Here is a 23,474-nt window from a genome sequence, read left to right on the forward strand (position 1 = left end):
TGCGGATTATTGCTCCACAGACTCCCTGATCTATGCAACTAACCGTGCGTTGGCTGCGCTTGGATCTGAACTCTATATCAATTTTGCCCATACGGCTTAGTATAAATTAATTTTTACGACTTACTTAATGAATTGTTTTTAGAAGTTATTAAATCAATTTTACGCTGCCTCAAAAAGTAGGTGCAGTTAAGGGGATGCACCAAGGCCGGACGCATCAATACTCTTTATTTTTGTCCGTAGGCAAAACCGGAAGGCTCGATAAAGGAAGATTGTACGGCTGAGCCATTGGTCAAGACTTCCAAAGTCGTTCCCGTCTGCATACTATCTTTGCATCGGAAAATGATGATGACTTCGGCGGAAAACTATTCTGAAAATGAACGGAAAACCGTAGTTGTAGGGGAAGTGAAAGTGCAATCCGTCCACCGGCACAATGGTGCGTGTTTCGGCTGTAAGTCCGCAGAAGCGGCAGGGATTTTCGTGTAATTCGGTCGGACTGAATAGAGGTGGCTACAAACAGAATACTGAACTGACAACAGGTTGCGATACCGCAGAAGGGAATATCAACGAAGTGGCGACAAAAGGCGGAACGGGGTATCGGGGTGCTGCCATGTTCCCGTCCGGTAGAAAGAAAAGGGACAAAAGGGAAAAAGGAAAGAACCCGGCTTATCGGAAAAGCGGACGGCAGCTTTTCACGAATGGCTGGTTTTTACAAAAGGATATGGCGCAGCCAAAAGAGAGAGATAAATGTAAAAAAGGGAATGCGGCATGGCAGGAATGGAAGATTATCCCGTTCCTGCCTGTATCATCAAAATTCTGCCATGATTACCCGATGCTCGAAAATCTTTTCTTGATTACTGGGACGTCTTTGGCAAACCCATAGGTGATGCTTGCCATAGCCGAAGACGAAATAATCATCAAGGCGTGTTTTTTCTCGTAGGCGTTCCATGCCGTTACGCAGTTCCGCTTCATCGGTTGAGAAAAGAATCGTGTTGATGATACGGAAGTAGAGTTCTGTTACCTCGTCACAATAAGGACAAAAGCTATGCTCAATCGTTGCTTTCATGTTTCTTTGATTTTAATCATACTTCTACTATGTCTTCTATTCGACCATACAGGACAGAGCGCAACGCTGTTTTGTCAATGGCGTAATACTCGGCGATATGTCCGTGCTGTTTTACGAAATATCGTTTGAGAACATCGGAGAAATCAAAGAAGTAGCCCATCAATGCGATACCTCTTTTGAAATGAATGCACTCTTTCACGTTTCGGGTAATCCAGTTCTTGTCTTCACGGCTCAACTTCTCTCCGTTATCAAGCTGTTCCCGTAACTGGTAAACCCTGCTGTCTTTCAGCTTCTCTAATTCGGGTACGTCCCATTGGACGAATTTCATTGCTATCTGCTGCATCGCTCTTGTATTTAATCGTAAATAATCACTTCATCACGATACTCGACCACCTCTTTGCCACTACTAAGACGTACCACTATTTTATTGCCGAAGTCGCCGACAACAGTTCCCTCTGTGTAGCCTTTATAGGGGGTAAGCAAGGTGCAGTGCGCACCTATAATTTCGCTATCTTCTTCGTATTCGTACATAATCATGTCATTTTACGGTTACAACTTGATATCCCATTTACCCTGTGAGAAGATTCTGAAGCTCACGTATTCGTCCGCAAATTCGTAGGACAGAATTTTGATATAAGTCTTGTCTTTGGCTTCCAACGAAGCTATCAGCCTGTCAATTTCTTCTTCCGGATAAACCCAACGAGAGGTAAACTCCGCATCCACGCTATCGCTGTATCTATTGACAAAACCGTCGAAAGTGTCATCCAAGAATGCCTCTATCTTGTCGAGGTCTGCTTTGTTTTCCGTCCTTGCGTAGAAAATGTTTGTTGCATAGTTTGCCATAATTCTAAGTTTTAAGTTTTTTATTTTCCCTCTTTTAGCATTTCAGCTACTTTCGGGTTTGATTGAAAATTATGTCGCCTCAAAAGGTGTTATGGCTCTTTATGCAGGGTTTCACGACCAAATACGACCTCTGCAAAGCGGAGCGTGGAGATTTTGTCGGGAACCGTCAGGCTGTGACCTTGAATACAAGAAAGACATGACAAGTACCTTTGCGACACAATTCTCATCAGGCAGCCTGAAAGTCGATATGCAAGGATGTGGGAGTACACCCGCAATGGGTAATCTGCAAATGGGACTATGGAATAAAAGGGGATTGCAGCGAAAAGAGAAAATATCAATGGGGAATTATCTCTCTTTTGGCTGCATACAAGATATTCGGCACTGAAAGAGCCGAAAAAACAGTTTAGTTTAGGTCATTAGTCATATATATGCTAAACCAAATAAAACTAAATATAGGCAGGCATATTTGCCTGTCTGTATATTTATGTCTTTATAAAAAAGCGTATCTTTGTGCAAGTGATTTTCTTTGGGAGAAAGCTAAAACTTACACTTTGAGGTTTTCGATTGTTGTCTGAGGACGAAGATTGTGCAAGAACACATCAAAAACGGTGTCGAGTGCGAACAAATGAAAAGAATGAAAAGTAGTGCAACCAAAAAAACGGGAAATCACGAAAAAAAATGTTTCTGTTTCTGTTTTGTTTCTTTATTTCGAGAGTTGTTTATGTAAAATATTTATTTATAGCATTTTACCATATATCAAAATAACATTTCCCAGATATATGATCAATATAGATCAATGTCTGTGTGCCAATGTCAGTTCAGGCGTGCCTCTTATGCGGAGCGCGCCTTAACTGCTTTTGTATTATCCTGAAATTTTAAACATGCCGGCGTGGAATTCTCGCAAAATTCTTTTAATTTTGTTGTGAATAAAATTAGCCATAAATTTAATAACCAAAACAGATAGTGACCATGAAGAAATCAGCGCTGTTCATCGGTCTGTCCGTTTCGTGGCTCGCAGCAGTCGCGCAAGGGCAGGGCGGAATTTCTCAGAGTGACATTGATGGCTTCCGGGCTGCCTATGCGGCAACCCCAGGCACAAAAGCCATTCACAATGCTCTTGCCAACAATGCCATCAATGCATTGGCCCTCAACCATGAGAATCTCAACAATCTTGACACCCACTTTTCTCACCGGGTTCCAAGCAAGGGTATCACCAACCAGCGTTCGTCGGGCCGATGCTGGCTGTTCACCGGACTGAATGTACTCCGTGCCCAGGCAATGACCGAACACAAACTGCCAAAACTGGAACTCTCGCAGAGCTACAACTTTTTCTGGGATCAGCTTGAAAAGTCAAATCTCTTCCTGCAGGGAGTGATCGATACAGCCTCGAAACCATTTGAAGACCGCACGGTCGACTGGCTTTTTGCCAATCCGCTGAGCGATGGAGGCCAGTACACAGGTATAGCCGACAATCTGATGAAATATGGTGTAGTGCCTATCGAAGTGATGGGCGAAACTGCAAGCAGCAAATCCACAAGCACCATGCGCAACCTGCTTCAGCTGCGTCTGCGCGAAGACGGGCTGGAGTTGCGCCGCCTTGCATCGGAAGGCAAAAACTCCGACCAGTTGCTATCGCGTAAAAAAGAAATGCTCACTCAGATTTACCGCATCCTTGCACTCAATCTTGGCGAGCCGCCGGTGGAATTCACCTGGACGCGCCGTGATTCAGACGGAATGGCAGTTGATACCAAGACCTATACTCCGCAGTCGTTCTACAAAACCTATTTCGGCAACGATCTCAAAAATGACTATGTGATGCTGATGAACGATCCGACCCGCGAGTACTACAAACTCTATGAAATAGAGTATGACCGCCACGGTTATGACGGCTACAATTGGACCTATGTCAATCTACCCATCGAAGACATAAAGCAAATGGCGATAGCTTCCATCAAAGACGGCAAGGCAATGTATTTTTCATGCGATGTAGGCAAATTCATCAATAAGGATCTTGGTCTGCTTGATGAAAATAACTATGACTACGGTTCGCTTTTCGACACAAAGTTCGGAATGAATAAAGCCGACCGCATCCGAACCCATTCATCAGCATCGTCTCATGCAATGACTCTTGTGGCTGTTGATCTCGACCAGAAGGATAATCCGAAGAAATGGATGGTTGAAAACAGCTGGGGTAGCGGAGCCAATGACGGCCACCTCATAATGACTGACAAGTGGTTTGATGAATACATGTTCCGTCTGGTTGTCGACAAAAAGTATCTGACCCCGAAAGCATCCAAGGTTCTGACTCAGCAGCCCACACTCCTCCCACCGTGGGATCCGATGTTTGCTCCTGAAGAATAATCCGGCCCGCTTATTAAAATATTGAAGGAAACGTTCCAACATATAGAATCCGCGACTCAGCTATGATGCAGAGCCGCGGATTTGCTTTTTTTATAGTCTGTAAATTATGGTCCGGAGCAATGCCCGGTCCGTTAGGCTTTACGGCAATGACGACTTCTTCAGCTTCAGCCGGTCGAAGCCGTTGCCATATACACTTCTGACGCTCGAATTTGTAACATAAGCATTCTCGTCAGTCTCTTTGACGATGCGCAGAATCTGGTAGACATCATTCTGCCGGCACCATATGAGCATCAGTTTTCTCGGTTCTCCGGTCCAGTAGCCCGTGCCGTCCCACATGCTCACTCCGCGACCGGTTTCATGCGTGATCCGATAAGCTATTGTCTCCCATTTTTCAGACAGAATGATAAACTGTATTGTCTGCTTTCCCTTGTCGATATACCTGTCAGCCAACCAGGAGTATATATATATGGCCAGCCACCCGTAGATGATGGTCTGTGTGCGTGACTGAATGCGGGCCTCCATATCACCGTCGAAAGGCAGGAAAAAGGATAGTGCTACGATCGAGACATCGATTATCATCATTACTCGCCCCATGCTGATGTCGCTCACATGTGACATTATGGCCGCTACAATGTCCGTGCCGCCTGTGGTGCCGTGGTGGCTGAAATATATACCTATGCCGAGCCCAAGCATCACCGCACCCATTATCACGCTCATAGGAGCGCTGCTTACAAGAGGCGGATGAGAGGTGAAATATCCTTCCACCGATCCGATGAGCACTGACAGAAGCGTAGCTCCGAAGATGGTGCGCAACACAAACCCCTTGCCCAGATAGCGGAATCCGCAGAGCAGTAGCAGAATGTTGGTGCCATACATTACCACTGCTACCGGGAGTCTCCCGCCGGTGGCATAGAAAATCAGTGAACTGAAACCGGCCATTCCGCCGATGACTATGTGGTGGGGGAGTATGAACACGGTGAATCCGACTGCATATATAAGTATGCCGCTTACAATAGCGATGCAGTCGCGGATATTCTGTGACAGGAACGGCTTTGCCTCCGTCCGGTCAGACTTTGCTGGTGTTGACATGGGCTGATGCTGATTTATGCTGCAAAGTTAAGGATTTCTTGAAGATATTTAACAAAATGCCCCGAACTAAGTATCTGTGCAGGCGTTTTTAGGATATAACGAACTTTTAAACGCTATAATCATCATGACTTATACACTTCCTGAATTGCCCTACGCCAATAACGCTTTGGCTCCTTCGATTTCGCGTGAGACAATCGAGTACCACTACGGTAAGCATGAAAGAACATATATCGACAATCTCAACAGACTGATCAAGGACACTCCATATGAAGATATGGAACTTGAAGAGATTATCACCACTGCTTCCGGACCGCTGTTCAACAATGCATCGCAGGCTTGGAATCACATCTTCTACTTTTTTACTTTTTCTCCCGACGGCGCGCATGAGCCTGACGGGCATCTCCGCAAGGCGATAGATGAACAGTTCGGTTCTTTCGATCAGTTCAAAAAGGAGTTTGAAGATGCAGGCGCCTCGATTTTCGGCTCCGGCTGGGTATGGCTCTCTAAAGATAAGGATGGAAAACTCTTTATCACTCAGACTTCCAATGCCGGTAACCCGCTTTGTGAAGGTCTAACTCCTCTTTTGGTCTTCGATGTCTGGGAGCATGCCTACTATCTTGATTATCGCAACCGCCGTCTTGACGCACTCAAAGAGTGGTGGAAGATTGTAGATTGGGACGTAGTCGCAAGCCGTTATCTATAACATGCGCAGAAGGCACATGCACGAACAAAAAAACAACTTTAGTTAAAGTATAAAGAATAAGCACTAAAATAAGCATAATGTGATGAATGGAGAGAGAGGCAGTCGTGAGACCCCCTCTCTTTTTTCATGCTCTTTTTTCATGCTCTTATTTCTGCGCAGATGCAGCCCGTCAAGGCTGCATCTGTATCGGCAGGCATCGCACCAGATAATCCTGTGCGGTGTTCCAGGGAATATATATAATCGAGCGTCCGGGAATAAGAGAGACCGGAGTCTCGTTAAGGTCTACTCGGAGATAATAGTTGCCTGATTCCGCGCGGAAGAGAATCATCTGGAGATTCGAAGCCATCGGCACTACGTAGAAATCACGCCAATGCATGCCTACTGTATCGAAATAGTTTGTCATGTAGTAGCATCCCGGCAGGTGCATCAGTGACAGCAGAGGCATGAGTGTCTCCGCATGTCCGAAGCGTAGCATGACACTGTAAGGATTTGCACCTGAGATAGCATCCTGGCAAGTCTTTATAAGATCAGCCAGGAGCGGAGCCGCCATTGTGGCGGGAACAGTTGACAGCGTAGAGGCTGAATGTGTCAGATAGTGATGCAGGTTTTCGATGCTCCACAGTGCATTGATCTCGCTTTCAGTCACAAACTGCGAGAGATCTGCCCCTATGCCCATAGCGCTGCAGCCGGCTATTACCTTATATACCGCTATCCCGAAATCACGGGCCTCGCCATCGGTCAGCTGATATTTGCTGCCCAGAAGTCGAGGGGCCACAGTGAGGGGTGCATGGCTGTCTACATATTCGTCATAGACTTTATGCCATTCCTCTCCGGCCATGAAGTCTTTGTATTCCGGATCGGTTTCCCAGAAGCGCACCAGCTGATTGTTCTGTCGGCCGGATGCAGTGTAGATTTCTATGCGGTTGTTCAGTCGGGTCAGCTGGTGGGTAAATTCATCCATTGACATTACACAGCGAGGAACATATGATGATATCGCATTGATCTTGCGGTCCTTGAAAAGCGTAGGGAATGCCGCAAAAGCGCGCGAGGCTATGGCCCGTTGTTCGGCCATGCCGAGCGAGTCGAGCGCACCCCATCGGCCTCCTGTTCTGGCTACCACCAGATCGCAGAGTCTGAGCAGTTCTTTTCCGGCCGGACTGATGGTGCGTAACGAATCCGCCCTGTGGAGTACCCGCGAGAGTGATGTTGTGTATTTTGACGAAGACAGGAACCGGGCTCCGTGGCGTCCCACATGGTTGATGTAGACCGGAGTGAGCGAATCGGGATAGGCAAGATCTTTCACAGTCCTTGCCGGATAGGGTATGGCCGAGCCTTGGCATTGCTCCATGCTGTAGTGTGTTTCTGTCGGATCTGCCGCTATGGCAGTCTGCGTCGGAGCAATATAACTGATAATTGCAGCCGCGATAAAAAGAAGCTTCTTCATTGCTTATGACGGGACTTTTTGTTAGTTTTGTCGTTGAATTTCAAAGTGTGGAATCATTGTCAATCACAATCCTTCCAAAATTAATCAATTGATGGATAAAGACCAAAAATACAAGACCCTGGTTTCATCCGGGCGTTATGTCGAGGCAATGGCTGTGCTTGACAGTCTGCTCGAAATGAATCCCGCGGATGACCGTGTGCTTTTCGAACGGGGCAAACTCAGGTGGCGCATGGGTGACAGATCCGGAGCGATGGGAGATTATGCCAAGGCTGTGGAATTGAATCCTGACAGCCCTGCGGTTATGGCGCTGGAACAGGCGCGTGACATTGCAGACTTCTTTAATCCGGATCTGTATAATCCGTAAAATTCGTCGGTCTGATCGGTAAGAGTGTCCGCATAGCCAGATTTACGCTTTTTCCGAAAGTTCAAGCCATCGCATCTCCTTTTCGTCAAGCAGATCCTTGAGCTCGGAATAACGCCGAGCCTTTTCCTCAATGTCGCTTAACTGTTCCCCGGAATTAAAGACGGTTTCGAGCTCATGGCGCTCGGCAGTAAGCCGGTCAATCTCAGCGGTCAGTTCCTCAAACTCTTTACGCTCCTTGAACGACATCTTGGCCGGACGTGAATTCTCGCGGCTGCGGCTTTTTGTCTGCGCTTCGCATTTCTGTGCGGCTTTCTGCTCTTCATTGGCCTTCTGTTCGCGCAGATATTCGCGGTAGTCACTGTAATTTCCGGGGAAGTCCTTGATGACACCGTTGCCTTCCATCACAAACAGGTGGTCTACGATGGAGTCAAGGAAAAATCTGTCATGAGAGATGACTATGACACAGCCTTTGAATTCCCTGAGATATTCCTCAAGGATGCCTAAAGTCATGATGTCAAGGTCGTTGGTCGGTTCGTCGAGAATCAGAAAGTTGGGTTGTCTGACCAGCACGGCGGCAAGGTTGAGCCGTCGCATTTCGCCTCCGCTGAGAGTTGAGATATATTTCTGTTGGTCAGCCGGAGTAAACAGAAACCGGTTCAGGAATTGCATGGGTGAAAGGCGTGTGGCGCCGTTGTCAAGTACGATATCATCGGTCAGATCAGTGATCGCGTCGATAACTTTCTTGTTGGGCGGGAGCTGGAGGCCTTCCTGCGAGTAATAACCGAAGCGTACGGTTTCGCCTACATTCCACTCTCCGCTGTCAGGCGCTACGAGCCCCTGCAGCATCTTGACGAATGTCGACTTGCCTACGCCGTTGCCGCCTACGATTCCGAGCTTCTCATATCGGGCGAAAGTATAGGTAAAGTCGTCCAGTATGACTTTTTCACCGAATCGCTTGCTGATCCCCTCGGCTTCAAAGATTTTTGAGCCGATGTATGACGATCTGACATCAGTCGGGTCGATCTGTCGCTCGGTGTAATTGGCGCGGGAACGTTCCTTGAGATCATAAAACGCGTTGATCCTGTAACGGGCCTTGCCCGCGCGGGCCTGAGGCTGGCGTCTCATCCATTCCTGCTCCTTGCGCAGAGTGTTGCGAACCTTGGCGAGCTCTCCTGTCAGAGCCTCGATGCGTTCGGCGCGGCGTTTGAGGTAAAGGTCGAAGTTTCCTTCATAGGTGAAGATCTGCTGCATGTCAATCTCGATGATCTTATTGCAGACACGGTCTAGAAAATAACGGTCATGAGTGACCATCAGCAGGGTGATGCGTTGTCTGGTCAGATAGTTTTCGAGCCATTCCACGGTTTCAAGGTCGAGGTGGTTGGTCGGCTCGTCGAGAATCAGCAGATCCGGAGAGGCAAGGAAGACCTGAGCCAGTGCAGCACGTTTGATCTGGCCGCCTGACATGTGCTCCGGCATTATTCCGCAGTCGCTGATGCCAAGCTGTGACAGCATCTGGCGCACACGGTCTTCGCGGTTCCAGTCTTCGTGATGCTCTTCAGGCATTGCCGCGAGCAGATTGTCAAGAATGCTTTTTCCGGGGGCGAAATCCGGAATCTGGGCAAGAAATCCCACTCTCAAGCCGTTGCGAAACGTTACAGATCCGCTGTCAGGGGCTTCCTCTCCTGAAAGAATGCGCAGCAGAGTGGATTTTCCGGTGCCGTTTTTGGCTATGAGGCCAATCTTGTCGCCTTCGTTAATGCCGAAAGTAACAGAATCGAAAAGCATACGGTCGCCGTAGCTTTTTGTCAGATCTTCAACTTGCAGATATGGTTTCATAGGTCGAGGCAGTCATCAAGGGCTTTGGTGATTGCGGCACGGTCGAGATGCTGTCCGATAAACACTATCTTGATCATGCGGTCGCCGTAGTCGGCATCCCAGTCGCGCATGATCGACGGATCCTGTGCCACCAGCTCTTTCAGTTCGTCCTCCGGAGCTGTGGCAAACCACATCCCGGCCTCTTTCAGCTGTTTCTGGCGTCCTGCGCTCTCGAACAGATATGACATATCAGGATTATTGCCGAAATAGCAGATGCCTTTTGAACGTATGATATTTTTCGGCCACTTGCTTGCGGCGAAATAATCGAATTTGTTCAGGTCGAAACCCGGACGTCGGAAATAGACGAAAGTCTCAATGCCGTATTCCTCAGCCTCTCCTTCGCCGTGGTGATGGTGGTGGTGACAGCCGCAGGAGCATTCAGGGCCGTGATCATGGTGGTCATGATCATGATGTTCATGGTGCTTGTGCTCATCTTCGCCGTGCTCGTGTTGGTGATGGCATTCGTCATGATGATGGTGACCGTGCTCACGTTCATGTTCTTCTTTTGCAATCTCTTCAGCCGGCTTTTCAATCTGGCTTACCCAAGCGGCCGATGTCGCCACTTTGTTGAAATCAAACATGTGGGTGTCGAGTATCGACGAAAGATCTATGTCGGCATAGTCACATTCGATTATGCGCACTCCTGGATTGAGAGCGAGCACTATTGTCCGCACTCGTTTGAGTTCGTCAGGAATGATTTCGGAAACTTTGTTGAGGATGACTATGTTGCAGAATTCAATCTGCTGGATGACAAGGTTTTCAATATCCTCATCATCATGATGGTGTGCGGTAAGATCTTCTCCGCATCCGAATTCGTCACGCATACGGAGAGCATCGACAACTGTCACTATGCAGTCGAGCTTCGGAGTGCCGTTGCGTGTAAGCGCGCCGTCTGCCATGTAGGGAATCGAACAGATGGTCTGGGCGATAGGGGCCGGCTCGCAGATCCCGCTTGCCTCAATGACTATGTAGTCAAACTTCTTCATCGCCATTATCTCCTCTATCTGCTTGACGAGATCCATTTTCAGGGTGCAGCAGATGCAGCCGTTCTGCAGGGGCACGAGCGAATCGTCTTTTGTGTCGACGATGCCTCCGCGCTGAATCAGATCGGCGTCAATATTGACTTCACCGATATCATTGACTATGACCGCGAAACGTATGCCGCGGCGGTTGGAGAGTATATGGTTTACGAGAGTGGTCTTGCCACTTCCGAGATAGCCTGTTAGAAGAAGTACGGGAGTTTCCATATAATTATAATATATATATGTGTGTGGGGGGGAATTCTGTTTTACATTGCCGGGATTACCAGCTGATACTTACTGCTACGCCTTTCATACGGGCATTGATGGGCGGATTCAGCTTGGTCAGCGATATGTAGCCGCCGCTGATCTGGGGCCAGCGGGCAGTCAAAGCTTGTCGGATACGCCCTATGACGTGTTCAAGCAGATTGGATGGATCAGACATCACATCCTTTATAATGCCTACGGCTTCGGCATAGTTCAGCGTATGCTCTACATTGTCGCTTTCCATCGCCTCTCCGATAGGATAGCGGAGATGGACCGTCAGTTCAAACGTGTTGCCGTTCAAGCGCTCGAAATCAAACACCCCATGTCGAGCAAACAGTTGCAGCCCGTTTATTTCTATGGTTCCTTCCATCAGTGTCTTGGCGTTTTTTTGTGATTGATGTTTTAGCTCCAGCTCAGGTTTGAGCCTCGTTTGATGAATCCTTTGATCCTGTACCACAGATTATATATGGGCTCGAAAGTCATGAACCAGGGTACTGTGATCAGCAGAGATCGTGAATGGAGAGCACGAGAAGTCGAACGCCATGCAAAAGCAAGTATGAGCGTCAGACTTAGATAGAGCACTGAGGCTGCGATCAGTGGAACCAGTGACGGAAGGCCGACAAGAGCGAGCCCTATGCAGCATCCGGTGAAAATCCACCAGGCCAGAGAGCAGCTGCCGAAGAACACCCGTGACCAGGTACGCAACTTTCCGGCTGTGTACCCGTAACGCAACTTTGAAACTTTATGGGCCGGCTGAGGCTGCATTTCGGGCACTTCAACTATGGCGCCTTGTGAGATTTCTACTACTGTGTTCGCGCCGTTGGCCACTTCATTGACAAACATGTCATCATCGCCATACTTCAGATGCAAAGTCCGTGAGAATCCTTTGTTGCGGAAAAATACCGAGCGGCGATAGGCCAGGTTGTGACATGTGGCGCGATATGGACGGCCTGCAAGACCCCATGAGAGATATTCTACAGCGGTGCGCACGGTGTCGAAAGCGTGGAGGCGCTTCCAAGGTTCTTTCACCGCTTCTTCGCTGTCAGGATCAATGGCGGCTACAGGTGCCGCATAGCCGATAACCACCTCCTTGCCTTGACCGAAATGACGAGCCATGAGCCGGAGCCATTTGTCGGAAAGTATGCGGGTGTTTCCGGTGGTCAGCACAACCACCTCATGGCGTGCAGCCTTGATGCCGAGCGTCAAGGCCAGTTTGCGGCGTGAGAGCGAGCGCGATTCCAGCGGAGTGAAAGTCATGTAGAGATTGGAATACCGTTCTTCGAGGCGGGCTATCACCTCTTTGGTCGATGGTAGCGCTCCATCGTTGACAACTATTACCTCAAACGGGGCAGGGTAGTCCTGGTCGAGAATGGCGGGGAGCAGTGTCTCCAGATTGCGGGCATCGTCTTCTGCGCAGACTATCACCGACACTCCCGGAAGCTGTGTGTCATCAGTCTCTTGGGCTGTGTTGTCAGCTGAAGCTGCACGGCCTACACTGCTGATATAGTGGCGGAAACCGAGCAGAAGATAAAAAAAGCATACGCAGACCCCGCAGAGCAGAGCTATTATAATAGGTGTGAATTGGATTTCAAACATAATGACCTGATCATTTTTTCAACCTGCAAATTTACAAAAAATGCCCGAAACAACGCCCTTGACATGAAAAATTTCCTCATTTCATTAATTGATACCTGCTTCAGATCATTATTTTGCAAAATCAAGAATAATTAAGTAATTTTGCAGTTCAAATTCGACTTGAATATATGGGATTTTTTAATTTTTTCTCCCGCGAAAAAAAAGAGACTCTTGACAAGGGCCTTGAAAAGACACAGCGCGGACTTCTTGACCGTCTCTCACACGCCATCGCCGGTAAATCTACGATAGATGACGATGTGCTCGACAACCTCGAAGAGGTCTTTGTGACCTCTGATGTCGGTGTCGACACAACACTGCGAATCATCGACCGCATTCAGAAGCGTGTGGCCAGAGATAAGTATGTCGGGTCGGCCGAGCTCAACCGTCTGCTGTGCGAGGAAATCGCCGACATGCTTGCGGAAAACAGTAACGAGTCTTCGCAGGACGACTTTACTGTTCCGGCATCTCACAAGCCCCATGTGATAATGGTGGTGGGTGTCAACGGTGTCGGCAAGACTACTACCATCGGCAAAATGGCCGCCCAGTTCAAAAAAGCCGGCAACAAGGTGATGCTCGGTGCCGCCGATACATTCCGTGCCGCCGCCATCGAACAGCTTGAAGAGTGGGGACGCCGGGCAGATGTGCCCGTCATCAAGCAAAAACTCGGAGCCGATCCGGCCTCAGTGGCGTTTGACACGCTTCAGAGCGCCATTGCCAATAATGCCGATGTGGTCATAATAGACACAGCCGGACGTCTGCACAATAAAAAAGGCCTCATGGACGAACTTACCAAGGTCAAAAATGTAATGCAGAAACTGGTTCCCGAAGCTCCCCACGAAATTTTGCTCGTGCTTGACGGCTCCACCGGACAGAACGCATTCGAACAGGCCCGCCAGTTTGTTGCGGCCACTCAGGTCAATGAGCTCGCGATCACTAAACTTGACGGTACAGCCAAAGGCGGAGTGGTCATCGGAATCAGCGATCAGTTCAAGATCCCGGTCAAATACATCGGCCTCGGCGAAGGCATTGAAGACCTCCAGGTTTTCCACAAACGCGAATTTGTCGAATCACTATTCGGGGAGAAAAAATAATCTCCCCTTTTATTTGGCTCAATTTCTGACCGGAATCTCTCAAGCGGCCGGTCTCATATCAAAGATTGTTTGAAATGACAAATAAAATAGCAGTCATCACCCTGGGCTGTTCGAAAAACCTTGTGGATTCGGAGCGTCTGATGGTGATGCTCTCCGATGTGGGCTACGAGGTTGTCGACGCCGCCACCGAAGCCTTCCTTGAAGCCGACGGATGGAAAGGCGTCGTGATAAACACCTGCGGATTCATCGGCGATGCCAAGGAAGAATCCATTAACGAGATCCTCGCCTGGTGCCAGGCCAAAACCGATGGCCGCATCGACGCGCTTTTTGTCATGGGATGTCTCTCCCAGCGCTATGCTTCGCAGCTTCCGGCAGAAATACCGGAGGTAGACCGCTGGTATGGCAAAACGGACTGGCCTGCGCTTGCCGTAGACCTCGCACGCCGCTCCCCGGCCACTGCTCCGTATGACCGTGTCATAACCACGCCCCGCCACCACGCCTACATAAAGATAGCTGAAGGTTGCAATCGTTTCTGCGCATTCTGCGCCATACCGTTGATAACAGGCCGCTACAAGTCGCGCCCGATTGATGAGATCATCGCGGAAGTCCGCATGCTTGTCAGTCGCGGAGTCAGAGAGTTCAACGTCATAGCCCAGGATCTTACCAACTATGGCAAAGACCTTTACGGCAAGGTAGAGATAGCGCGTCTTGTCGATGAAATGGCGGCAGTGGAAGGTGTGGAGTGGATACGTCTGCATTATGCCTATCCGAAAGACTTTCCGCTTGAATTGCTTGACGTGATGGCCCGTCGCGACAATATCTGCAAATATCTCGACATTGCGCTCCAGCATTGCGCCGATACTGTCTTGACCAACATGCGCCGCCACATCACCGGAGCTGAAACCCGCAGCCTTCTCGCCGAAATCCGCAGGAGAGTCCCTGGAATTCACATCCGCACCACTCTGATGGTAGGCTTTCCGGGTGAAGGCGATGATGAATTCGCCGAACTTCTCGATTTTGTGCGTGAACAGCGCTTTGAGCGCATGGGCGCTTTTGCCTATTGCGAGGAAGAAGACACCTTCGGCGCGCGTAATTTTGAAGATTCTATACCCCAGGAGGTCAAAGACGAGCGCCTGTCTCAACTGATGGAACTTCAGGAAAAGATTTCGCTGGAGATCCAGGAAGAGAAAGTTGGATCGGTGATGCGCGTCGTTATTGACCGTGAAGAACCTGAATTCTATGTGGGCCGCACGGAGTTTGACTCTCCTGAAGTCGATCCGGAAGTGCTTGTCTCCAAAACTTTCAGACTGGAGAAGGGCAGAACATATAATGTAAAAATAACTTCGGCTCTTCCTTTTGAACTCATGGCGGAGCCTCTTGCCGAAACATTGGACCCTGCATGAAATTCAGCGCCCAGATTTCCCAGGCCATTGACCATTGTCTGACCGATGAGATCCCATTTGTGGCTTTTGCCATGCCGGGAGAAGCTGAGGTCTGCTTCCGTGCATCCCTGCCTGACGGTCAGTTCCGCTCGCCGGCTTTCCGCGACAAGGAGAGCGACAGCTTCTTTATAAATTTCTTTGATAACGATGAACCTTATACAGCAGGTGTAAGTTTCGACATGACGGAAGAGGAAGTCAATAATTTCCATGACCCTACCTATCATGCCCGGATCTTCGGTGACTCTATCCGTCCGCGGGTATCGTCCACATTCCGAGCAAGCTACCATGAGGCTTTTTCTGCCGTGAAACCCCGTTTGAAGAAAGATGGCGGCAAGGTCGTGCTCTCACGTCTGCGGTCGCTGTTTACTAAAAAGACGCCTCGTCTGATTGCAGAAGAGTATTTTGCCCTGACTGATTCAACATTCCGGTATCTCTGCTTTACTCCTGAAACCGGCGTATGGCTTGGCTCAACTCCTGAGGTCCTGCTTGAAAGCGACAGAGCCACAGGTCTTATCCGCACAATGTCACTCGCCGGGACACGTCCAGTCGATGAATCAGGTGACTGGGATGAAAAAAACATCCGTGAGCAGGCCATCGTGACTGACTACATCTGCCATACACTCCGCAATGCGGGTCTTGAAGTAGAAATCAGACCTCTGACCGAACGCCGTTTTCTGAATATAAAGCATCTTTGTACGCCTATTGATGCCCGCGGAGATGTCAGCATACCGGAGCTGATGTCGGCGCTCAGTCCCACGCCTGCAGTTGCAGGCTATCCGCGCGAACGGGCAATAGGGGAGATCGGACGGGTCGAGACGCATCGCCGTCATTGCTATGGCGGTTACGTCGGAGTCCGTATCGGCGGCGATTACCATGCCTTCGTCAATCTGCGCTGCGCTTTCATGGCTCCTGTCACACTGAGTGGCACCAAAGGCTGGCTCGGAAATCTATATGCAGGAGGCGGCATCATAGCCGCTTCGCAGGAAGACGCTGAATGGCTTGAAACCGAATCAAAAACCAGAGTCCTTGCATCGGTCTTCCTTGGTGAAAACGGGCATGAAGGCGAGGAAGGCTCTCGGCTCACCAGGAGCTCGGTCTCATTTCTCTCGGATCTGCCCCCTTCCGGCCATGATGACGGCCAGCCGGTAAATTCAGCCGGAATCTAAGAAATACCCCCCATCAATCATCTTTCCAGGAAAAGCAATGAAAAAAGGATCACCAGTCATTATAATTCTCATCGCAGTAATAATAGTTGTCATAGTCTCGCTGCTTCCTCTGTCAAAATGGAGCGGCGGGCGCATCAAGGATTTCAGCCTTTTCAGCGATATTCTGAAAGAGGTCGGCATTATGGAGGGTGAACCTTCATATGCAACCGCTGAAAACATTGATCCCGAACTTCTGAAAGCAGCCGCAGAAGCAGAAAAAGAAGCGGAAAAGGCTCCGCTGCCGGGCGAGCCGATTGACACGATCATCTCTCCGGTCAAGCCGTCGAGAGTCGGTGATCTCGTCAGGGTTGAAGACTACACAACTCTCGGCACAGGCTTCACGAATTTGAAAAGTGCCATTTCCGAGGGCCGTCTTGCCCGCGTGGCCGTGGTTGGCGACAGCTATATCGAAGGAGATATCTTTACTCAGGATCTCCGCGAACTTTTCCAGGATGCTTATGGCGGCGAGGGCGTAGGCTATGTCAACATGCACTCCGATTTCCCCGGTTTCCGCCGTTCGGTAAAACAGGGCGGTTCCGGCTGGCAGTCATTCTCGGCCAACAAGAAGTCAGACAAGAAATATCTCGACCTTACCGAGCAATATTTCACCCCTAAAGGCACAGCTGTTTCCACCTATGCCGGAACATCGGCTTTCAAGCATACCGGATCGTGGTCGCGTTCACGTTTTCTTTTCATTTCGCCTGATGATATCACAATCAGTGTTAAAACTGACTCCGGTGAATGGGAAGAGCGCAATATATCGGCTTCGGAATCCGTTCAGTGTTTAGAGATCGCGCAGCCGGTCTCTGAATTCGGTCTCAAGGCTTCGTCCTCTTCCCTGATTGCTCTTGGCGTGTGGCTTGACGGCACTTCGGGTGTCAGTGTCGACTGCATGTCATCACGCGGTTTTTCTGGAATAACTCTGACCAAAATCAATCCGGATCTTTGCCACGAGATGGCCGAGGTCATAAATTATGATCTTATCATTCTTGAGTTCGGCATCAATGCCATGAGTGCCGGGCAGAAAGAATACAGTGTCTACTGCTCCCGCATGGTCGATGTGATAAACCATGTCAGATTCTGTTATCCTAATGCCGACATCCTTCTGATGGGTATCGGTGACCGTGGCGAGCGTCGCGGATCTCAAGTGCGCTCAATGGCGGTGGCTCCGGCCATGATTTCAGCCCAGCGTGACGCGGCGCGTCGTGCCCACTGCCTTTTCTGGGATACCCGTGAGGCTATGGGCGGCGAGGATGCAGTGGTGCAGTGGAGTTCCACCGGACTGATGAACAAGGATTATATCCATCTGACCCACAAGGGCGGGGCCCGCCTTGCAGGAGAACTGTTTAATGCAATTCAACACGATCTGAAATGAAATATATCTATAGCTCTCTCTTATCTTTGACTTTTGCAGCGCTCCCGGTGACTGTGGCGGCGCAGCAGCCGGCTGACGATCCGTCAGTCACAACTGAAATAACAGACTCTGACGAGGAGTTTGATTTGGCAGTGCGCCAGAACCCGGTTGAAATCCCTGACGAGGCTGATGACATTGACATCCCCATCCCCGGTTTTATCAAGCGTTCGGCCAATCACATTATATATAATGGCGCTGACTGGTCTAAACTCCGCGCGGCTTTTGAGGGCAGCCTCCAGGCTCCGGTCTCGATAGTCCACATTGGCGACAGCCATGTGCAGGCCGATATAAACACCGGCACCACACGCGAACTTCTGCAGTATGACTTCGGTAATGCCGGTCGCGGACTGATAGCACCTCTGCGTATATGCGGTACCAACCAGCCTAAAGACTATGTGTTTCAAAGCCGCAATTCGTGGAATGCTGTCAAACTGATGAGCCCGTCATGGGCTCAGACCGTAGGATTTACAGGCACTTCTATCCGTCCTTCAAGTTCGTCGAGCGAACTGACTATCGGAACTCTTGACACAGACGATTACAATCCTTTCACATCTGCCACCATTTTTCATAACGGCAAGCTGACCATCAAGGATGTTACGGATGAAAATGGCAATCCAGTGCATTTCAGAGCTGTTCCTTCCCGTGATTACACCCAGATAATTCTCGCGTCACTTGCCACTAAGATCAACGTGTCATTCGCATCGGCCGGTGACCTTACTCTCTATGGCGCCTCTCTCTCAGGCGATCGTCCGGGTGTGTTCTATCATGCTATAGGCAATAATGGAGCTACATATGACTCCTATAACCGGATCGGCAATGTGGGCGTTGGCATAAACCCTTTGCAGCCTAACCTTGTTATACTCTCGTTAGGCACAAACGAAGCCTTCGGCCGTAGAATTGACACCGCTTCCTTTACCCGCTCGATAGACCGGCTGGTCAAAAATATCCGGACTGCAAATCCTGATGCCCTTATTCTGCTGACAACTCCGATGGAATGTCACCGCAGTGTTTCCAAAACTCAGAAAGTCAGAGTGCGCAAGAAAGCCCGCAAGGGTCGTAAGGCCACTTACAGAACTGTGACAAAGTCAACACGCAGCTATGCTGTCAATGCCAACATAGCTCCTTTGCGCCAGGCTATTCTTGACTATGGAAAGAATAACGGAATCGCGGTATATGACTGGTATGAAGTGGCCGGAGGAAACGGAGCGAGCACATCATGGATAAACGCAAGTCTCTTTGCCAAAGACCGTGTGCATCATACCCACAAGGGCTATAACCTGCAGGGCCGGCTTATCTATGACGCTTTGATGGACGCTCTCCGCGAACAGCCTCGCAACTGATGCCGACAGCCATTTTGCCTCTTGACCTCAAAATCAGATAATAATAATTCTAACACATTATCTATTCTACTACGTTGGATTCCGTTGCTACACTGTTTGGCGATTTGCTCCAGAGATTGTCTTCGCTGCCTGAACGTCTTGAGATTGATCAGGTAGTTGATGTGTTACGCTATGACCCCATGCAGCCTCTGCTGTTTAATACAGGGCTTTTCCTTGTGCTCTTTGTCGCATTCCTCTGCATTTATAGGCTGGTGCGCGGTGTGCGTGTGCTTAAAATGGCGCTCGTCATACTGTTTTCGCTCTATTTCTATTATAAATCTTCCGGATTTTCGTGTTTGATTCTTCTCGGTGTGTGCGTGAGTGACTGGGTTCTTGGCCTGCTTATGGACAAGGCTGCATCAATGCAGCGCGGTTCGGATGCATTGCGCAGGCTGATAGTTTTTGTCAATGTCGCCGCCAATGTGGGGATGCTGGCTTATTTCAAATATTTCAATCTGATAGCCGACACATTGTCACATTTCACCACGATGGACATCCGCGTCGAGACCATATTGCTGCCTGCCGGAATTTCGTTTTTCACTTTCCGTTCGATAAGCTATATTGTCGATTTATACCGCGGGCAGCTGAAAGCCTGCCGCAACCTCCTTGACTATATTTTCTTCCTCACTTTCTTTCCGCCTCTGCTCGCAGGGCCTGTGGTCAGAGCTAAAGATATGCTCCCGCAGGTCTATTCCAACCCTGTGGCAACCCGCGATATGACATCGGAAGGCATATGGCTGATCATCACGGGCTTGATCAAGAAGGTGGTGATAGCTGATTTCATCAGCGGAAATTTTGTGGAGCGTGTTTTTGACAATCCGGCTCTTTATAGCGGGTTCGAGAATCTTATGGCCACCTTCGGCTTTACAGTCCAGCTCTATTGCGACTTTTCAGGCTACAGCGACATGGCTATCGGCATAGCCCTGCTTCTCGGATATCGATTCATGGAGAATTTCAATGCTCCTTTCAAGGCCCAGAACCCGACTGAATTCTGGCATCGCTGGCACATCTCGCTTTCAACCTGGCTGCGTGATTATGTCTATATTCCTCTCGGAGGCAATCGCTGTTCTCGCCCGCGCATGTATTTCAATCAGTTTGCCACAATGGTAATCGGCGGCCTCTGGCATGGCGCATCGTGGATGTATGTCATCTGGGGTGCTGTACACGGTGGACTGCTTGTGGTCCACAAGATGTATCGGCGTGTGATCTCGCTTGCGGCTTCTGACGCTGTGCTTACCGAGAGCGGCGAGATGGTGATGGTCGAGTCAGGTCCTTCGGCATTGTCGCGGTGGATGCGTCCGGTCAATATGATTCTAACCTTTGTCATGGTCTCTCTTACCTTCATGTTTTTCCGTGCTCCGTCGATGGACGATGTGGCTATGATGTGGCATCAGATCCTTTTTGACTTTCATCTGTCTGTCGCGCCTCAGTTCGTGGAAAGCTATTTGACCATAGTCCTGCTGATGATCGGAGGGTATATGATTCACATCACGCCCTCACGGATGACTCGCAGAGTCCGTTCGGTGTTTGAAGCCAGTCCGGCGTTTGTGCAGGCTGTCATTCTTGCATTGGTCATTCTTGTAGTTATCCAGGTGCGTCAGAGCGATATTGTTCCGTTTATATATCTTCAGTATTGATCCGTATGTCTATGTTGCGTTCAGCCTTGCTCTCTGCTTTCATGCTTTCAGCTTTTGTATCCGGAAATGTTTTCGCGCAGTCGCAGGCAATACCTGTAACTCCGGTCCGGGTTTCTCCGGCTATGTCCACCCCCGGCTCTCAGTGGCAGGGCTGTGAAGTCGGCTTTCTCGGAGACTCGATGAGCACACTCTGTGACACTACTGCCAACAAACGCTTTTATGACTATCTGCATAATCTGCTTGGTCTGACTCCTCATGTCTATGCACGGTCAGGATGGCAATGGAAAAATCTTCTCGGAGAAGTCGACAAGCTGAAGCGCGATCATCCTGATGTTGATGCCGTGATGGTGTGGGCCGGGACCAACGACTATAACCACAGCTGCCCGATCGGTGAATTTTTTACCGAATCTACGGCTCAGGTGAATGCCAACGGAAAGATCGAAACCCGCCGCTGCCGCAGTCATGTGATGTCAGATTCTACATTTTGTGGACGGATCAATCTCCTGCTGTCGAAACTGAAACAGACTTTTCCTGACAGGCAGATAATACTTCTGACTCCCATCCACCGCGGTTTCGCCCGCTTCAGCCAAAGCAATGTGCAGCCTTCCGAGCAATACTCAAATGCGCTTGGACTGTATATTGACGATTATGTGCGTACTCTCCGCGAGGCCGGATCGGTGTGGAGTGTGCCGGTGATCGATCTCTATTCCATCAGCGGGCTCTATCCGGCTGACAGTGCTCATGACTGTTATATACAGAATCCGGAAACCGACCGCCTCCATCCCAACACCATCGGCCATTTCCGCCTTGCCCGCACACTCCAGTATCAACTGTTATCCCTCCCTGCAAAATTTTAATCAGGCAGATCCCGCGAGTCGGATTTGGAAGAGATCTTAAGGACAAGACTGTCAATTATAGTCGACACAGGTGGTTTCTGACTCTTTGATGGCAGTTCGGATGAAAAATTGCCAGGAATTTTAGTCAGGTTCTGAAAAAATAGTGTAACTTTGGGTTGTAAAAATTCTAACCCCCTAACACCACGTAAAACTATGTTCAGACCTGAAGACATTGAACTATTGAAAAACAAAGGAATAACTGAAGCCGAAGTCGAGGCGCAGCTCAAGCGTTTCGTTACAGGCTTTCCCTATTTGCAGATAAGCGATGCCGCCCGTGTAGGTGCCGGCATTTTCCGTCTTGACGAAGGTGAAATAGATGCCGCTCTTGACCGCTGGCATGAATATCTCGCACACGGCGGAGAAGTCTGCAAGTTTGTGCCCGCATCAGGCGCAGCTTCCCGAATGTTCAAAGCGCTGTTTGAATACGTCGACGGTGTAACCGATGAACTCAAGGAAGGATCTCCGGTAGCCGCACTGCTTGCGAATGTCAACAACCTGCCTTTCCTTCCGGAACTTCGCGCGGCTGTAGAGCGTCTCTACGGCAAGACCCTTGACGAGATGCTGGCAGAAGGACGTAACCGCGATATCATCGCCGCTATTGTAAATCCCGAAGGTATGAACTATGGCGGACTCCCCAAAGGACTTCTTAAGTTCCACACCTATGCCGACGGATCTCGCACTCCGATAGAAGAACACCTTACCGAGGGCGCGCAGACAGCCGCTAATTCCAAAGGCATTGTCAATCTTCATTTTACCGTCTCGTCCAACCACCGCAAGCTGTTTGAAGAAAAACTTGCCGAAGTCATTCCTGCTACAGAGAAGCGTATGGGCGTGAAGTTCAATGTCAGCATGAGCGAACAGAAGCCATCGACCGATACGATTGCCGTCAACCCGGACAACACTCCGTTTGTTGAAGACGGTCATCTTCTTTTCCGTCCCGGCGGCCACGGCGCTCTGATCCAGAACCTCAACGACATCGAATCGGCGGTTGTTTTCATCAAGAACATTGACAACGTGGTTCCTGACTCAAAGAGGGCCGATACAATCCGTTACAAAGAAGTGCTCGGCGGCCTTCTTCTCGAAGTTCATGACCAGATAGAAGAGGATCTTCTCGCGATTGACCAGAAACTCTACACATCTGATGATATCAAACGCATGCTTGACTATCTCAACAACGTGCTCAACGTCCGCGATGCCAAACTCGAAGGAATGGATGATGATGCTGTGGTGGAATATATCAAGGCAAAACTCAACCGCCCGCTGCGTGTCTGCGGCATGGTGCGCAACGAAGGCGAACCCGGCGGCGGTCCGTTCATTGCCCGCAACCCCGACGGCTCGACCTCTCCGCAGATTCTCGAAAGTAATCAGGTGGACCCGAATAACGAAGCCTATATGAAGATGATGGCATCGGCTACACATTTCAATCCCGTTGACCTTGTCTGCTACATCAAAGACATCCACGGAAAGAAGTTCGATCTTCCCTCTTATGTCGATCCGGCAACCGGTTTCATCTCTTCAAAGTCAAGCCACGGCAAAGAACTTCGTGCAATGGAGCTGCCCGGCCTTTGGAATGGTGCCATGAGCGACTGGAACACGGTGTTTGTCGAAGTGCCCATCTCAACATTCAATCCGGTCAAGACAGTCAACGATCTTCTCCGTCCGGCTCATCAGAACTGATGTGAAACAAATATTCCCGTCCGGCTCCGCGGCTGTCAACTGATAACTGCAGAGCCGGATGAGAATTTTG

General features: G+C 49.6%; 21 protein-coding genes. 11 read left to right on the top strand and 10 right to left on the bottom strand.

Features of this window, described 5'->3' with window-relative positions; genetic code table 11:
- Window positions 1–805 precede the first annotated feature (805 nt).
- The 4 genes from C5O23_RS02370 to C5O23_RS02385 are packed head-to-tail and all read right to left on the bottom strand — an operon-like array spanning window position 806 to window position 1,906.
- Entirely contained in the window at window positions 806–1,063 is a 258-nt protein-coding gene (locus tag C5O23_RS02370; protein WP_107031359.1) for a hypothetical protein, read from the bottom strand.
- Between the two features lie 16 nt (window positions 1,064–1,079).
- Complete coding sequence (locus C5O23_RS02375; protein WP_107031360.1) at window positions 1,080–1,406, bottom strand: molybdenum ABC transporter ATP-binding protein; 327 nt, start codon at window positions 1,404–1,406, stop codon at window positions 1,080–1,082.
- Between the two features lie 11 nt (window positions 1,407–1,417).
- Window positions 1,418–1,594: a ribonuclease P gene (locus tag C5O23_RS02380; RefSeq protein WP_107031495.1), complete on the bottom strand. Its 177-nt coding sequence runs from the start codon at window positions 1,592–1,594 to the stop codon at window positions 1,418–1,420.
- Window positions 1,595–1,612: 18 nt separating this feature from the next.
- Window positions 1,613–1,906, bottom strand: coding sequence for a hypothetical protein (locus C5O23_RS02385; protein ID WP_107031361.1), 294 nt, complete (start codon window positions 1,904–1,906; stop codon window positions 1,613–1,615).
- A 969-nt stretch (window positions 1,907–2,875) separates the two neighbouring features.
- On the opposite strand from C5O23_RS02385, the gene C5O23_RS02395 reads away from it, so the two are divergent.
- Window positions 2,876–4,267, top strand: coding sequence for a C1 family peptidase (locus tag C5O23_RS02395; protein ID WP_107031362.1), 1,392 nt, complete (start codon window positions 2,876–2,878; stop codon window positions 4,265–4,267).
- A gap of 138 nt (window positions 4,268–4,405) precedes the next feature.
- Here the strand turns inward: C5O23_RS02395 and C5O23_RS02400 are convergent, their stop codons facing one another.
- A complete protein-coding gene (locus tag C5O23_RS02400; RefSeq protein WP_107031363.1) occupies window positions 4,406–5,356 on the bottom strand; it encodes a YitT family protein in 951 nt (316 codons plus the stop codon).
- Between the two features lie 124 nt (window positions 5,357–5,480).
- Here C5O23_RS02400 and C5O23_RS02405 point away from each other — a divergent pair, with 124 nt between their 5' ends.
- A complete protein-coding gene (locus C5O23_RS02405) occupies window positions 5,481–6,059 on the top strand; it encodes a superoxide dismutase (protein ID WP_107031496.1) in 579 nt (192 codons plus the stop codon).
- 169 nt (window positions 6,060–6,228) lie between these two features.
- Here the strand turns inward: C5O23_RS02405 and C5O23_RS02410 are convergent, their stop codons facing one another.
- Entirely contained in the window at window positions 6,229–7,503 is a 1,275-nt protein-coding gene (locus C5O23_RS02410; RefSeq protein ID WP_107031364.1) for a histidine-type phosphatase, read from the bottom strand.
- 91 nt (window positions 7,504–7,594) lie between these two features.
- Here C5O23_RS02410 and C5O23_RS02415 point away from each other — a divergent pair, with 91 nt between their 5' ends.
- Window positions 7,595–7,867, top strand: a complete 273-nt coding sequence (locus C5O23_RS02415) for a tetratricopeptide repeat protein (protein ID WP_107031365.1) — start codon at window positions 7,595–7,597, stop codon at window positions 7,865–7,867.
- 42 nt (window positions 7,868–7,909) lie between these two features.
- Here C5O23_RS02415 and C5O23_RS02420 read toward each other — a convergent pair whose 3' ends face one another.
- The 4 genes from C5O23_RS02420 to C5O23_RS02435 are packed head-to-tail and all read right to left on the bottom strand — an operon-like array spanning window position 7,910 to window position 12,624.
- Window positions 7,910–9,703 (bottom strand): ABC-F family ATP-binding cassette domain-containing protein, encoded by a 1,794-nt coding sequence (locus tag C5O23_RS02420; protein ID WP_107031366.1) that lies wholly within the window; start codon window positions 9,701–9,703, stop codon window positions 7,910–7,912.
- Entirely contained in the window at window positions 9,700–10,989 is a 1,290-nt protein-coding gene (locus C5O23_RS02425) for a CobW family GTP-binding protein (protein ID WP_107031367.1), read from the bottom strand. The genes C5O23_RS02420 and C5O23_RS02425 overlap by 4 nt, the downstream gene beginning before the upstream one ends.
- A 55-nt stretch (window positions 10,990–11,044) precedes the next feature.
- Window positions 11,045–11,398 carry a dihydroneopterin aldolase gene (gene folB / locus C5O23_RS02430; RefSeq protein ID WP_107031368.1) on the bottom strand — a complete coding sequence of 118 codons (354 nt, stop codon included), beginning with the start codon at window positions 11,396–11,398 and terminating at the stop codon, window positions 11,045–11,047.
- 32 nt (window positions 11,399–11,430) lie between these two features.
- Window positions 11,431–12,624, bottom strand: coding sequence for a glycosyltransferase family 2 protein (locus C5O23_RS02435; protein ID WP_107031369.1), 1,194 nt, complete (start codon window positions 12,622–12,624; stop codon window positions 11,431–11,433).
- A 167-nt stretch (window positions 12,625–12,791) separates the two neighbouring features.
- Here C5O23_RS02435 and ftsY point away from each other — a divergent pair, with 167 nt between their 5' ends.
- The 8 genes from ftsY (at window position 12,792) to C5O23_RS02475 (ending at window position 23,404) form a co-directional block, all read left to right on the top strand.
- Entirely contained in the window at window positions 12,792–13,754 is a 963-nt protein-coding gene (ftsY, locus tag C5O23_RS02440; RefSeq protein ID WP_107031370.1) for a signal recognition particle-docking protein FtsY, read from the top strand.
- A 74-nt stretch (window positions 13,755–13,828) separates the two neighbouring features.
- Window positions 13,829–15,157: a 30S ribosomal protein S12 methylthiotransferase RimO gene (gene rimO / locus C5O23_RS02445; protein ID WP_107031371.1), complete on the top strand. Its 1,329-nt coding sequence runs from the start codon at window positions 13,829–13,831 to the stop codon at window positions 15,155–15,157.
- Window positions 15,154–16,362, top strand: a complete 1,209-nt coding sequence (locus C5O23_RS02450) for a chorismate-binding protein (protein WP_107031372.1) — start codon at window positions 15,154–15,156, stop codon at window positions 16,360–16,362. Before rimO ends, C5O23_RS02450 begins: the two co-directional genes overlap by 4 nt.
- A gap of 37 nt (window positions 16,363–16,399) precedes the next feature.
- Window positions 16,400–17,776 carry a GDSL-type esterase/lipase family protein gene (locus tag C5O23_RS02455; protein WP_107031373.1) on the top strand — a complete coding sequence of 459 codons (1,377 nt, stop codon included), beginning with the start codon at window positions 16,400–16,402 and terminating at the stop codon, window positions 17,774–17,776.
- The gene (locus C5O23_RS02460; protein ID WP_107031374.1) at window positions 17,773–19,155 is read left to right on the top strand and encodes a GDSL-type esterase/lipase family protein; all 1,383 of its coding nucleotides are present in this window, start codon (window positions 17,773–17,775) and stop codon (window positions 19,153–19,155) included. Before C5O23_RS02455 ends, C5O23_RS02460 begins: the two co-directional genes overlap by 4 nt.
- Before the next feature lie 104 nt (window positions 19,156–19,259).
- On the top strand, window positions 19,260–20,831 hold the full coding sequence (locus tag C5O23_RS02465; protein WP_240597609.1) for an MBOAT family O-acyltransferase: 1,572 nt from the start codon (window positions 19,260–19,262) through the stop codon (window positions 20,829–20,831).
- Between the two features lie 5 nt (window positions 20,832–20,836).
- Window positions 20,837–21,688 carry an SGNH/GDSL hydrolase family protein gene (locus C5O23_RS02470; protein ID WP_240597611.1) on the top strand — a complete coding sequence of 284 codons (852 nt, stop codon included), beginning with the start codon at window positions 20,837–20,839 and terminating at the stop codon, window positions 21,686–21,688.
- A 192-nt stretch (window positions 21,689–21,880) separates the two neighbouring features.
- A complete protein-coding gene (locus C5O23_RS02475) occupies window positions 21,881–23,404 on the top strand; it encodes a DUF4301 family protein (protein ID WP_107031375.1) in 1,524 nt (507 codons plus the stop codon).
- Window positions 23,405–23,474 lie beyond the last annotated feature (70 nt).

This window comes from Duncaniella muris (genome assembly GCF_003024805.1).
In the GTDB taxonomy this organism is placed as follows: Bacteria; Bacteroidota; Bacteroidia; order Bacteroidales; family Muribaculaceae; genus Duncaniella; species Duncaniella muris.